Annotated in this window: 9 protein-coding genes; all 9 read right to left on the reverse strand. The window is 60.4% G+C overall.

The annotated features are described in order from the left end of the window. Positions 1 to 50: 50 nt before the first annotated feature. A complete protein-coding gene (locus tag CH74_RS13310) occupies positions 51 to 1,469 on the reverse strand; it encodes an FAD-dependent oxidoreductase (protein ID WP_048308032.1) in 1,419 nt (472 codons plus the stop codon). A 14-nt stretch (positions 1,470 to 1,483) separates the two neighbouring features. Then, positions 1,484 to 5,935 carry a glutamate synthase large subunit gene (gene gltB, locus CH74_RS13315; protein ID WP_048308034.1) on the reverse strand — a complete coding sequence of 1,484 codons (4,452 nt, stop codon included), beginning with the start codon at positions 5,933 to 5,935 and terminating at the stop codon, positions 1,484 to 1,486. Between the two features lie 218 nt (positions 5,936 to 6,153). After that, complete coding sequence (gene aroB, locus CH74_RS13320) at positions 6,154 to 7,260, reverse strand: 3-dehydroquinate synthase (protein ID WP_048308035.1); 1,107 nt, start codon at positions 7,258 to 7,260, stop codon at positions 6,154 to 6,156. A gap of 5 nt (positions 7,261 to 7,265) precedes the next feature. Next, positions 7,266 to 7,808 carry a shikimate kinase AroK gene (aroK, locus tag CH74_RS13325; RefSeq protein ID WP_048308036.1) on the reverse strand — a complete coding sequence of 181 codons (543 nt, stop codon included), beginning with the start codon at positions 7,806 to 7,808 and terminating at the stop codon, positions 7,266 to 7,268. Further along, a complete protein-coding gene (gene pilQ, locus CH74_RS13330; protein WP_048308037.1) occupies positions 7,808 to 9,982 on the reverse strand; it encodes a type IV pilus secretin PilQ in 2,175 nt (724 codons plus the stop codon). Before pilQ ends, aroK begins: the two co-directional genes overlap by 1 nt. A 34-nt stretch (positions 9,983 to 10,016) precedes the next feature. Continuing rightward, on the reverse strand, positions 10,017 to 10,553 hold the full coding sequence (locus tag CH74_RS13335) for a pilus assembly protein PilP (protein ID WP_048308038.1): 537 nt from the start codon (positions 10,551 to 10,553) through the stop codon (positions 10,017 to 10,019). After that, the gene (locus CH74_RS13340) at positions 10,550 to 11,194 is read right to left on the reverse strand and encodes a type 4a pilus biogenesis protein PilO (RefSeq protein ID WP_253273067.1); all 645 of its coding nucleotides are present in this window, start codon (positions 11,192 to 11,194) and stop codon (positions 10,550 to 10,552) included. Before CH74_RS13340 ends, CH74_RS13335 begins: the two co-directional genes overlap by 4 nt. After that, the gene (locus CH74_RS13345) at positions 11,191 to 11,769 is read right to left on the reverse strand and encodes a PilN domain-containing protein (RefSeq protein ID WP_048308039.1); all 579 of its coding nucleotides are present in this window, start codon (positions 11,767 to 11,769) and stop codon (positions 11,191 to 11,193) included. The genes CH74_RS13340 and CH74_RS13345 overlap by 4 nt, the downstream gene beginning before the upstream one ends. Beyond that, complete coding sequence (gene pilM, locus CH74_RS13350; protein ID WP_048308040.1) at positions 11,766 to 12,830, reverse strand: type IV pilus assembly protein PilM; 1,065 nt, start codon at positions 12,828 to 12,830, stop codon at positions 11,766 to 11,768. Before pilM ends, CH74_RS13345 begins: the two co-directional genes overlap by 4 nt. Positions 12,831 to 13,186: the final 356 nt, after the last annotated feature.

A 13,186-nucleotide genomic window follows, 5' to 3' on the forward strand; every position in this document is an offset into this window, starting at 1 on the left:
CTCGGTAAACCGAACTCCTGCGCTGCGATGGTCAATAGTGAAGCTCGGCGTCATACCTCCAGATAGTCGAGAATGCCCTCCGCCGCCTGGCGTCCTTCATGAATCGCGGTGACCACCAGGTCCGAGCCGCGCACCATGTCGCCGCCGGCGAAGATCTTCTCGTTGCTGGTCTGGAAGGGAAAATTGCCGTGCTCCGGCGCGGTGACCCGGCCACGTTCGTCGATCTCGATCCGCTGGGGCTCGAACCAGTCGATCCGGCTTGGCTGGAAGCCGAAGGCGATGATCACCGCGTCCGCCTCCAGCACCTCCTCGGAGCCCGGCACTACCTCCGGGCGCTGACGCCCGTTCTCGTCCGGCTCACCCAGGCGGGTGCGCACCAGCTTGACGCCTTCGACCTTCTCCTCGCCGATGACCGCCACGGGTTGACGATTGAACAAAAACTCCACGCCCTCTTCTCGGGCATTGGCTACTTCACGCTTGGAACCGGGCATGTTGCCCTCGTCCCGGCGATAGGCACAGGTCACGCTGGTCGCGCCCTGGCGGATCGAGGTGCGGTTGCAGTCCATGGCGGTATCGCCACCGCCCAGCACCACAACGCGTTGCCCCTTGAGAGAAATATAGTCCGCCGGGTCTTTCTCGAAGCCCAGGCAGTGGTTGACGTTGGCTACCAGAAAATCCAGCGCCTTGTGTACCCCGGGCAGCTCTTCCCCGGGGAAACCGCCTTCCATGTATTTGTAGGTTCCCATGCCCATGAACACCGCATCAAACTCGGCGAGCAGCTCGTCGATAGTCACGTCTTTGCCGATCTCGACGTTGAGTCGGAATTCGATGCCCATCTCCTCGAACACCGCTCGCCGGCGCTCCATGACGTTCTTCTCGAGCTTGAACTCCGGGATGCCGAAGGTCAAAAGCCCGCCGATCTCCGGGTAACGATCGAACACCACGGGCCTGACGCCGTTGCGCACCAGGATATCGGCACAGCCGAGCCCCGCGGGTCCGGCACCGATGATCGCTACCCGCTTGTCGGTCCAGGTCACCTTGGACATGTCCGGGCGCCAGCCCATGGCGAAGGCAGTATCCGTGATGTACTTCTCCACGGAGCCGATGGTCACCGCGCCGAAGCCGTCGTTGAGGGTACAGTCCCCCTCACAGAGTCGATCCTGCGGACACACCCGGCCGCACACCTCCGGCAGGGTATTGGTGCGGTGCGATAGCTCGGCGGCCTCTAAAATGTTGCCCTCGCTGACCAGCTTGAGCCAGTTGGGAATGTAGTTGTGTACCGGGCATTTCCACTCGCAATAAGGATTGCCGCAGTGCAGGCAGCGATGGGCCTGGCTGGCGGCCTCGTTGGGTTTGTAAGGCTCATAGATCTCGGAGAACTCTCGCGCCCGGGTCCGCGCCTCCTTCTTGCGCGGGTCCTGGCGGCCGACATCGATGAACTGGAAATCGTTGTCCAGACGGTTTGCCATGAAAGTAAGTCCTCTTATTCCGGCTGACGCTGGGATTGGGTCAGCAATTCCCGCAGGTTTGCCGCCTTTGGCTTCACCAGCCAGAAGTGACGAATGAAGTCGGAGAAGTCCTCAAGGATCTCGTGCCCCCGGGCCGAGTCGGTTTCGGCCACGTACTCCTGAATCATTTCCCGCAGATGGCGACGATAGGCTTCCATGGCCTCGGTGTTGACCCGCTGAATCTCTACCAGCTCATGGTTGTACTTGTCGACGAAGGTACGATCCTCATCGATCACGTAGGCAAAGCCGCCGGTCATGCCGGCTCCGAAGTTGTCACCGGTCTCGCCTAGCACGCAGACCACGCCACCGGTCATGTATTCGCAGCAGTGATCCCCCGCTCCTTCGATGACCGCATGAACCCCGGAGTTGCGCACGCCGAAACGCTCACCCGCAGTGCCGGCGGCGAACAACTTGCCGCCGGTGGCGCCGTACAGGCAGGTATTGCCGATGATCGCCGTCTTGTGGCTTTCGAACTGGCTGTTTTTCGGCGGCACGATGACCACCTTGCCACCGTTCATGCCTTTGCCGACGTAGTCGTTGGCATCGCCCTCAAGATACAGATGCAGGCCGCGGGCGTTCCACACCCCGAAGCTCTGACCCGCCACCCCGGTGAAGCGGGCCACGATCGGCGCCTCCTCGAGGCCTGCTTCGCCATAGCGCTTGGCGATCTCGCCAGAGGCTCGCGCTCCCACGCTGCGATCGCAGTTGGTGATGCGAAACGCGAACTCGCCGCCGGATTTTTCCTCGATGGCGCCCTTGAGGGCGTCGAACACCTCCCGGTTCTTGGCGCCGGGATCGTGGGGCTCGTTGCGGCTGACCTTGCAGAACTGCGGGGCGTCCGCCGGCACATGATCGTTTTCCAGCAGCGGCGTCAGATCGAGCCTGCGCTGGGAAGCGGTCTCGCCTTCCAGCACCTCGAGCAGATCCGTGCGCCCGATGAGATCCGTGAGCTTGCGCACCCCGAGCATGGCCATCAGCTCCCGCACCTCCTCGGCGATGAAACGGAAGTAATGCTTGACCATGTCCACGGTGCCGCGGAAGTGCTCGTCCCGTAGATACTGGTTTTGGGTGGCGACACCGGTGGCACAGTTATTGAGATGGCAGATGCGCAGATACTTGCAGCCCAGGGCCACCATGGGGGCGGTACCGAAACCGAAGCTCTCGGCGCCGAGAATCGCCGCCTTGACCACGTCCAGGCCGGTTTTCAGGCCGCCGTCGGTCTGCAGACGGATCTTGTCTCGCAGGCCGTTGATGCGCAGCGCCTGATGCACCTCCGGCAGGCCCAGCTCCCAGGGGGAGCCTGCGTGCTTGATGGAGGTCATAGGGCTTGCCGCAGTGCCGCCGTCGTAGCCGGAGACGGTGATCAGGTCCGCGTAGGCCTTGGCCACGCCGGTAGCGATGGTGCCGATGCCCGGCTCGGAAACCAGTTTGACGGATACCTGGGCCTCCGGGTTGATCTGCTTCAGATCGAAGATCAGCTGAGCCAGGTCCTCGATGGAATAGATGTCGTGGTGCGGCGGCGGCGAGATCAGCGTCACCCCGGGCACCGCGTAACGCAGCCGGGCGATCAGTTCGTTGACCTTGCTGCCGGGTAGCTGGCCGCCCTCGCCGGGCTTGGCACCCTGGGCCACCTTGATCTGCAGCACTTCCGCATTGACCAGATAGGCCGGTGTCACGCCGAAGCGGCCCGAGGCGATCTGCTTGATCTTCGAGCTTCTTATGGTGCCGTAACGCGACGGATCCTCGCCGCCTTCGCCGGAGTTGGAACGCCCACCCGTCTCGTTCATGGCCTGGGCCAGGGCTTCGTGGGCCTCCGGGGACAGCGCACCAAGCGACATGCCGGCACTGTCGAAGCGCGGAATCAGATCTTCCACCGGCTCTACCTCATCCAGCGATAAGGGTTCTGATATCGGTTTGAGCTTGAGCAGATCGCGAATGGTCGCCACCGGCCGTTCGTTGACCAGCCGGGCAAACTTCTTCCACTGAGCGTAGTCGCCCTGCTGCACGGCTCGCTGCAGGGTCATCACCACATCCGGGTTGTAGGCGTGGTATTCATGCTCGTGGACGTACTTGAGCAGACCGCCCTGGCGCAAAGGCTTGCGCGGGGTCCAGGCGTCCCGCGCCAGCAGTTCCTGCTGCATCTGCAGCTCGGCGAAGCCAGTGCCTTCGATGCGAGACATCATGCCGGTAAAGCACAGATCCATGACTTCGGAAGAGAGCCCCACCGCCTCGAACAGCTGGGAGCCGCGATAGGAGGCCAGGGTCGAGATGCCCATCTTGGAGAGGATCTTGTAGAGCCCTTTCTGCAGCCCCTTGCGGTAGTTCTCCCGGGAATCTTCTGGGTTGCCGGTGAGTTCACCGCTGTGATGCATGTCCGCCATCACCTGATAGGCAAGATAGGGGTAGATCGCCGTGGCGCCGACACCGAACAGTACCGCCATCTGGTGCGCGTCCCGGGCATAGCCGGTCTCGACGATCAGATTGACCCGAGGGCGCAGGGCCAGACGCGCCAGATGATGGTGGATCGCGCCGGTGGCGAGGGCGGCATGGACCGGCAGCTGGCCCTTTTCAAGCTCCGCGTCCGACAGCGCCAGAATGACCACTCCCTGCCTTGCGGCCTGCTCCGCCTGCTGGCACAGAGTCTGCAACGCCTGCTTGAGGCTACTCGTTTCCGGATCGTAATTGAGGCTCAGAGTCTGACTGCGGAAGGCAGGGTCTTCCTGAGTAATCAGGGCGGTGAACTTGCGCGGCGACAATACCGGTGCGGTAAGGATCAGACGATGGGCATGATCTGCATTGGTCTCGAAGACGTTGAGCTCGGCGCCGCAGCAGGTCTCGAGCGACATCACGATCGCTTCGCGTAGCGGATCGATGGGCGGATTGGTGACCTGGGCAAACTTCTGGCGGAAGTAGTCGGTGAGCACACGGCTTTGCCGGGACAGTACCGCCATGGGAGTGTCGTCGCCCATGGAGCCCACCGCTTCCTGACCGCTTTCCGCCAGGGGGCGTAGCAGCTGATCCCGCTCTTCAAACGTCACCTGAAACATCTTCTGATAGACGCCAAGCTCCTGGGCATCGAACGGGTGAAAGCGGGCAAGCTCCGTCAACGCCGACTCCAGATACTGGGCGCGATCCTTCAGCCAACGCTTGTAGGGAAAAGCGGACTTGAGTCGGTTGTCGATATCCGCCGTGTGCAACACCTCGCCGGTGTGGGTGTCCACGCCCAGAATCTGCCCCGGCCCGACCCGGCCCTTGGCTACCACGTCCTCTGGCTTGTAGTCGTAGGTGCCGATTTCTGATGCCAGGGTGATGTAGCCGTTGCTGGTGATCACCCAGCGCGCCGGTCGCAGGCCGTTGCGATCCAGCATGCACACCGCGTTGCGGCCATCGGTCATGACCAGCCCCGCCGGGCCATCCCAGGCCTCCATGTGCATGGAGTTGTACTCAAAGAAGGCGCGCAGATCACCGGGCATGGTCTCGACGTTCTGCCAGGCCGGCGGCACCATCATGCGGATGGCGTTGTACAGATCCATACCGCCGGTGAGCAGCACTTCGAGCATGTTGTCCATGCTGGAAGAGTCGGAGCCGACGGTGTTGACGATCTCCTCAAGCTGAGCGATGTCCGGCAGCAGCTCGCTTTTGAAGTTTTCCTTGCGCGAGTTGGCCCAACCGCGGTTGGCCTCGATGGTATTGATCTCGCCATTGTGGGCGAGAAATCGAAACGGTTGGGCCAGGGGCCAGCGCGGCGCAGTATTGGTCGAGAAACGCTGATGAAAGACACAGGTCGAGGTCTCAAGGCGCGCATCGCCCAGATCCTGATAAAAGGTCGGCAGATCCGCGGGCATCATCAGCCCCTTGTAGGACAGTACCCGGGACGACAGGGAACAGACGTAGAAATCTTTTTCATGCTTGAGCTTTTGTTCTGCCAGACGCCTGGCCATGAACAGATCGACGTTGAACACCGGGTCGGGCCGATCATCACTGGCTTCGACGAAAATCTGACGAATCCGTGGCAGGCAGTCCAGGGCCATCGGGCCGCACACGCTGGCATCCGTGGGCACGTCGCGCCACCCGCGCACGGTCAGACCTCGCTCGACCAGCTCACCTTCCAGGGTTTCGCGAGCATGGGTCTCCTGAGCGTCGTCATCGGCAAAGAACACCACGCCGACGGCAAAGCGTGCACCCAGCTCAACGCCCAACTCCTCCTGAGCCAAGGCCCGCATGAAATCCGTGGGCATGGCAAACAGCAGGCCACAGCCGTCGCCGGTCTTGCCATCCGCCGCGATGCCGCCACGATGGGTCATGCAGGTCAGGGACTCGATGGCCGTCTGCAGTAGATCGTGACTGGCCTGCCCTTGCATATGTGCAATCAAGCCAAAGCCGCAGTTGTCACGAAATTCGCCGGGCTGATGAAGACCATTTCTCATGGGGCATGCCTCTAAAAACGTGAATAGCCAAAAACTGAATGAAGCCAGGGGCAAACAGGGCGCTACATCTGGGATTATTATCTTATATTATGCGCTTTGCGCATAAGCCATGCACAATTGGCAAGATCGTAAGACTACTTCAAACTGGCCCAGGAATGCAAAAGCCCGCGACAGAGCGCGGGCGATGAAGCTGCTTGAATTTGATCAATAAAAGCCGATCAATCTCGCGGACACTCTTGCAGGAACTGCTCGAGCAGAATGGGAGAGGTGTCGTCGTAAAGACAGGCGTCGCCAAGGCCGCGCAGTAGCACCAAACGGATACGCGCATCCAGATTTTTCTTGTCGCGGCGCATGTGCTCGAGAAAGGCCGCCGCGTTCATGTTCGCCGGTGCGCTTAGCGGCAGCCCTGCCGCTCTCAGCACGGCACCAACCCGTTCGATCTCGACCTGAGCCAACCAATGCAGCTGCTGGGAGAGCAGTGCCGCCAGGTACATCCCGGTTCCCACCGCTTCACCGTGCAGCCAGTTGCCATAGCCCTGGTGCGCCTCAATGGCATGACCGAAGGTATGCCCCAGGTTGAGCAATGCCCGCACGCCCTGCTCGGTCTCGTCCGCGGCCACGATGTCCGCTTTGATTCTGCAGCTGCGCAAAATGGCCTCGCTGAGCAGGTCAGCATCAAGCTCTCGCAGCCTCGTCATGTGCTCTTCGAGCCAAGCAAGGAAGGGAAGATCGCAGATCAGCCCGTACTTGATCACCTCCGCAAGCCCCGCGGACAGCTCTCGCTCCGGCAGACTGTCAAGGGTTCTCGTATCAATGATCACCGCTCGCGGCTGCCAGAAGGCACCGATCATGTTCTTGCCCAAGGGATGATTGACGCCGGTCTTACCGCCTACGGAGGAGTCGACTTGCGCCAACAGGGTGGTCGGCACCTGAATGAAGGCCACGCCGCGCTGATAGCAGGCGGCAGCATAGCCGGTCATGTCACCGATCACGCCGCCGCCAAGGGCGATGAGGGTACAGCGGCGATTGAAGCCGGCTTCCAGCAAGGCGTCCCAGATACGTGTCACCGTGGCCAGGGTCTTGGTCTGCTCCCCATCTGGCAAGATGAGTTCCTGCACCTCGAGATCCCCGTCGAGCCCCTGCTTGAGGATATCGAGATAGAGCGGCGCTACGGTCTCGTTGGTAACGATCAACACCTGGCGACCCGCCAGGTGGGAGCGCAGCAGTCTCGGATCCTGTAAAAGCCCAGCACCGACATGAATGGGGTAACTGCGCTCGCCCAGCGCGACGTCGAGGGTGCGCGGCGATGCTAGAGAGGTATTCATTGATTTCACGCCTTGGTCTGCAAAGGGTCGATGAGCCGTGTCACGCGCCTGAGTATGTCGTTGACCACCGAACGGGTGCCACGTCGATCGGTGCGTACCAGCAGGTCGGCGGTGGCACGGTACAGCGGATCGCGTGTCTCGAACAACCCTCGCAGTACGGCCTCGGGATCGTCGCTGCGCAGCAAAGGGCGATTGCGATCCTTGGCGGTACGGCGTAGCTGTTGCTCGACGGTGGCATAGAGATAGATCACGGTACCGCGCTCTCGCAGCACCTGACGATTGTCTTCGTGCATCACTACCCCGCCACCGGTAGCAAGGACGATGTCATCGCGCTGGCTGAGTTCGTCGATGATCAACCGTTCGCGCAGACGAAAGCCCGCCTCTCCTTCGACGTCGAATATCCAGGGAATGTCGGCACCGCAGCGGGCCTGGATCTCGTGATCGCTATCGACGAAATCGCGCTGCAACTCGGCCGCCAGAAGGCGGCCGATGGTGCTTTTACCGGCCCCCATGGGACCGATCAGAAAGAGATTGGGAAAACCCTGCATTAGCGAATCGCCAGTCTATCCTCGATGATTTTCGGAGTGATGAAGACTAGCAATTCTACCTTCTGATTGCTCTGTTCGGTATAGCGAAATAGATGACCCAATAATGGCAGGTCGCCCAACAGGGGTGTCTTGAACAGATTTTCCAGCTGTTCCGTGGTCAGGATTCCGCCCAGCACCACGGTTTCGCCGTTGTTGACCAGCACCTGCGTCTGGATCTCGTTGGTGTCGATGGCCGGGGCACCGGCGAAGCTTGCATCCGCCACGTCGTCATTGTTGATCACCAGGTCCATGATGATGCGATCGTCCGGGGTGATCTGCGGCGTGACCTCAAGCGACAGCACCGCTTCCTTGAACTCGACGTTGGTGGCGCCGCTGGAGGTGGCCTCCTGATAGGGGATCTCCTGGCCCTGCTTGATCACGGCGCGCTTTTGATTGGCAGTGATCACCTTGGGCTGGGAAATGGTCTGGCTCTTGCCTTCGCTTTCCAGGGCCCGCAGCTCGAGATCGAGCAGAATGTCGCCGGAAAGATAGCCGAAGCTGAACACGCTGCTGGGGTTGAAATCATCCCCCAGATCCACCGACAGGCCGCCATTGGGCGCCTGGCCGCTCGAAGCACCGCCAAGATCCAGGCTGCTGCCGTTACCCAGCACTCCGTTGACCGGCTTGGCGGAGGACATGCCCCAGTTGACCCCCAGCTCCCGGGCGGCGCTATCCCGGGCAATAACGATGCGCGCCTCGATCTGTACCTGGCGTACCGGCACGTCCAGCTGATCCAGGGTAAACTTGATGGCCTTGAGCTGTTCCGGGGTTTCCTGAATCAGCAGGGTATTGGTGCGAGCATCGACACTGACCTTGCCCCGGTCGGAAAGCAGACCAAACCCTTCAGCACCTCTGAGCAACGAAGCCAGCTCATCCGCCTTGGCATAACGCACCTGGAGATACTCGGTGGAAAGCGGCGCCAGTTCCTGCATCTGCGCCTGGGCTTCGAACTCCCGGCGCTCCATGGCGGCCAGCTCTTCCGCCGGCGCCACCACCAGCACGTTGCCGGTCTGACGACTGGCCAGACCATGACTCTTGAGCACCAGATCCAGCGCCTGATCCCAAGGCACGTTCTGCAGATTCAAGGTCACGCTGCCCTGTACGCTGTCCCGGGCCACCAGATTGAGACCGGTGAAATCGGCGATGATCGCCAGCACTTCACGTACCTCGATATCCTGAAAATTGAGCGTGATGCGCTTGCCGGTATAGGCATCACTCTGGCGCTGCTCGGCATCCCGCTCGGCCCGGGTCAATGGTCTGGCCTCGATCACAAGCTCACGACCATTATGGGTCGAGAGCATCGCATATTCCCCTTTGGCCTCAATGGTCAGCTGCAGGTCTCGGCCCTTGAGCTGTGGGACGATACGCTGCATCGGCGTGCCGAAATCGCTGACGTCCAGGGTCTTGAACAACGATGAAGGCAGTGTCACGTCTTCGATGTTCGCCATGATACGCCGATCGCCCCGTTCGCTGACTCGGGCATCGACGCCAGGGCGATCGAAGGTCAGGATCAGTCGGCTGGCACCCTCCTCACCACGGCGAAAGTCGATGTCCTCGATCCGGGGGCCGAGTACCGCGGGCACGGCTCTGGGCACGGCTCTGGGCACGGCTTCGGACTTGATCTTGGTTTTCGCTTCCACTAGATCGGAAGAGGGCGTTCTGGGTAAATAGACGCCTTCTTTTGCCGGGGCGGCGCTCGCGCTATCGATCACACTACCGGTTGCGATCAAATCGGAAAGCTTCGACGTTCTTGCCGCACTCTTGCCAAGCTTGAGCACCAGAACATTGCCACGCTCGTCCAAGGTATAAGAAAGATCGCTTTCGAGATCGAATACTAGCCGGGTACGCTTGCCGGACTCCAGGGCTACCAGCTGGCGCACGCCTGCCAGCGCCAGATCGAAGCGGCGCTGCTCCAGCTCACTGGCGGTCTCCAATAGATCGATGGTCAACCGGGAGGGAGACTCGATGCGATAGCTGCGCACCTCGGGTATGGCACCGGAGAAGCGTAGCGAGACTTCCAGTTGATCGTCGTTAGACTGTTCGAAGTCCACGCCTATCAGGGCGGATTGCGCCAGGACCGGCCCGGCGCCGCTGAGTAGCGCCGTCGCCAGCAGCGTGCGAATGAGTTTTATCATGTTGTGTTCCCCTAAACCTGCCTTGGCGTCTTTATCAGCCTTGACGTTTTTTTTCGCTGTCGTCGTTCAATGCCAGTTTGCCGCGACGTTCTATCCAGCCGCCCTGACCGTTCGGCACGATCTCCAGAAGCTGCAAAGAGCGTTCATCGATATGGATGATACGGCCGAAATCCGTCCCCAGATGCCCACCGACATATAGCCGGTGCACCTCCCCCTGCGGATCGCGAATCAATGCAGAGGTCCGCTCATCGGTGCGCAAGGTACCCACCAGGATCAGGGATTCCAGGGTGTAGGCTTCAAGAGGCTCCCGGGGTCGCTGCAAGTCCGGCGCCAGCTCTTGGCCCAGGTCACGATCCTGTTCGGTTTCCGGACGCCGAGGCGCAAAAGGGCTGCGACCAGCGGCCTGGTCGTAGGTCACCGGACGATACACAGGTGCCTCTGGAAGCGGCGCTACCTGACCGGTCGGGCGGCTTTGCAATACGTTCAGTTGACGCTCGAGGCCGCCTAGATCGCTGTCGCTGCAGCCTGTCAGCACTATCATCAATAGCGGCCCGAAAATTCTGCCTTTCATGGCTGGGTCTCCGGTCGATGATTGTAGGTCTTGGCCAGCATCGACAGCCGCAGCGTGTCCGCTTTCTCTACCGGAGAGAGGCTGAAATCGTGCAAAGTGACGATACGCGGCAATCCAGCCACACCGGAGAGAAAAGCGGCAATGCGGTGATAGTCGCCCTGTACCTGAATATCGAAAGGTTGTTCGGTGTAGAACTCCTTGAGTACCGGGCTGCGCAGTCGAATGAAATCGATGGTGAGCTGATTGTCATGAGCGGTATCGCTGATGTTGTCGATCAACGCCGGCACTTCGACGCCGGTGGGTAGCATTTCCAGCAGCATCCCCATTCGCGTCTCGAGTTCGCCCATCTGCTCCCGCATTAGCGGCAAATTGGCCGCTTGGAAAGCCTTGCTTTCGTAGCGCTGGATCAATTCGCGCTCTTCGGCTTGGGCGCCTTGGAGCAGTTCGGCACGAGGTGTCGCCATATACCAGTTCATGGCGGCGAATATGCTCCCCAATACCAGCGCGGAGCAGAGTATCTTCAGCGATACCGGCCAGCTGGAGGCCTCACTGACATCCAGCTCCCGCCATTCAAGCTCTCGCAGGCGCTGCCATTCTGCCTTGAGGTTCGTGGCTTTGAAGTTCATGGCCTTGAGGTTCATGGCAAATCCTCCTTGGCGTATTGTTCGGCCATGGCGCTGGGCAGAATTTCGGTGACGCTCATGTCAAAGCGCTTGCCCAGGCCTTCGTCTGCCGCCTGCACTTCGGATAACAGTGGAATCGCGAATACCTCACTGGCAGCGATCGCGCGTAATTGATCGGACACTTGACGATTGGTGTCCGCCTGACCCAGAAAACGCAGCTGATTCTTGTCTCGGGACAGTTCGTTGTAGTACACGCCTTCCTGTAGGCTGGCGACCAGCTGATTGAACACGCGCACCGTCTGGGGGCGGCTGAACTGTAATTCCCGAATCAACTCGATCTGGGTCAGCATGCGCTCCCGTAGCGCCTGGTAGTCCCGGATGGCGGCAATATCCTGATCCAGGCGCTGCATGCGGGTTTCGATGTAGTGATTGCGCTGGTGCTGCGAGTCCAGCGCCTGTTGATAGAACTGCGTCAACCCCCAGCCAGCGGCGGCGCCCAGCAGCGCCATCAAACCCAGGCTCATCATGAAACGACGGCTACGGGTTTCGCGTTGCGCCTCGCGCCAGGGCAGCAGATTGATCTCGATACTCATGGACGAGCCCTCATGGCCAGGCCACAGGCGGTCAGCAGCGCCGGCGCATCGCTGGTCAGTGCCGAAGCGTTGACCCGTGGGTTGATTGTCATGTGCATGAAGGGATTGGCGATTTCCACTCGCATGCCGCTACTGGCCTCGAGCTTTTCGCGCAGGCCAGGAATCACGCTGGACCCACCGGCCAAGATCAAATGCTTGACCGTGGGGTTGCGACCGGCGCTGTAATAAAGCTGCAGCGAACGGCCAATTTGTTGGATCACCGCATCGACGAAGGGCATCAAAACCTGATCCGCATAGTCCTCGGGCAAACCTCCGCGCTTCTTGGCCAATCCCGCCTCTTCCAGACTCAGCCCATAGCGCTGGCGGATGTGATCCGTCAGCTTGCGACCGCCAAAGACCGTGTCGCGGCTATAAAGGGTGCGACCGTGTTGCAATACATGGAAGGCGTTCATGTTGGCGCCAAGATCGACTAGCGCAACGCATTCGCTTTCGCCTATCCCTTGCCCCAGCTGACGACGCAGCTCGCTGAATACACGCTCCAGAGCAAAGGTTTCGATATCCACTGCCGTCGGCTCAAGCCCCGCCTGCAACACCGCATCGGTAAGCTGACCAACCTCTTGTTGCCGGCAGGCAACAAGCAGTACATTCTGCTGGTCCGGGTAGCGGGTATTCGCCCCCAGACGCTGAAAGTCGAAGGCAACTTCGTTGAACGGAAAGGGGATGTGCTTGTCGGATTCGAGTTGAATGCGCCCCTCGATTTCTTCGTCACTCAATGACGCGGGCAGTGTCAGCGTCTTGGTGATCGCTGCATTGGGCGGAATCGCTACGGCAGCATGTCGACTGCGTGGACGCGCCTGTTCCACGGCGCGGCCGATGGCTTCAACAACGTCGTCCATGTTACGGATACGGCGCTCCACCACGGCGCCTTCCCGCAACGGACGTACCGCATAGCTCTCGACGCGACGCTGCTGGCCACGACCTTTCAATTCGATCAGTTTGACCGTTGCCGAAGTGATATCGACACCGACAAGCCCCTTGGGGGACGCTTTTAGCCCTAGCACGGTGTGGCCCCTTTTGCACCTGCGATCATTCGTATGAGGTTTTATCGGCCTCTAGGAAAAAATCATTAATGCGTTTTGGGCACACAGACAGCTGTCAGGGCAGTGCTTTCACACTTATTCCTCACAAGGAATCGTCATTGCTGGTTTTCGCATCGCGCGCTTTCTATATAATGCCCAGTCTGAGACCGTGCGGCATTCCACCGTTCGCTCGTCACTCGATTACCACGGACATTGATACTGCATGAAGTTTTTCAGACGTCTGCTCGGCTCGGCCCTATGGCTTTTTCTTTCGCTAAGCGCAGCCTGTGTGCTGGCCTTGATTGGCGCTGCCCTCTACTTCGCTCCCGGTCTACCCA

The sequence above is a fragment of the Halomonas sp. PR-M31 genome, assembly GCF_001039575.1.
GTDB lineage: Bacteria > Pseudomonadota > Gammaproteobacteria > Pseudomonadales > Halomonadaceae > Modicisalibacter.

Excerpts from the sequence above, each read along its gene's own strand:
- CH74_RS13340 (WP_253273067.1), bottom strand. The coding sequence starts at position 11,194 with ATGAACCTCAAGGCCATGAACTTCAAAGCCACGAACCTCAAGGCAGAA.
- gltB (WP_048308034.1), bottom strand. The coding sequence starts at position 5,935 with ATGAGAAATGGTCTTCATCAGCCCGGCGAATTTCGTGACAACTGCGGC.
- aroB (WP_048308035.1), bottom strand. The coding sequence starts at position 7,260 with ATGAATACCTCTCTAGCATCGCCGCGCACCCTCGACGTCGCGCTGGGC.
- aroK (WP_048308036.1), bottom strand. The coding sequence starts at position 7,808 with ATGCAGGGTTTTCCCAATCTCTTTCTGATCGGTCCCATGGGGGCCGGT.
- pilQ (WP_048308037.1), bottom strand. The coding sequence starts at position 9,982 with ATGATAAAACTCATTCGCACGCTGCTGGCGACGGCGCTACTCAGCGGC.
- CH74_RS13335 (WP_048308038.1), bottom strand. The coding sequence starts at position 10,553 with ATGAAAGGCAGAATTTTCGGGCCGCTATTGATGATAGTGCTGACAGGC.
- CH74_RS13345 (WP_048308039.1), bottom strand. The coding sequence starts at position 11,769 with ATGAGTATCGAGATCAATCTGCTGCCCTGGCGCGAGGCGCAACGCGAA.
- CH74_RS13310 (WP_048308032.1), bottom strand. The coding sequence starts at position 1,469 with ATGGCAAACCGTCTGGACAACGATTTCCAGTTCATCGATGTCGGCCGC.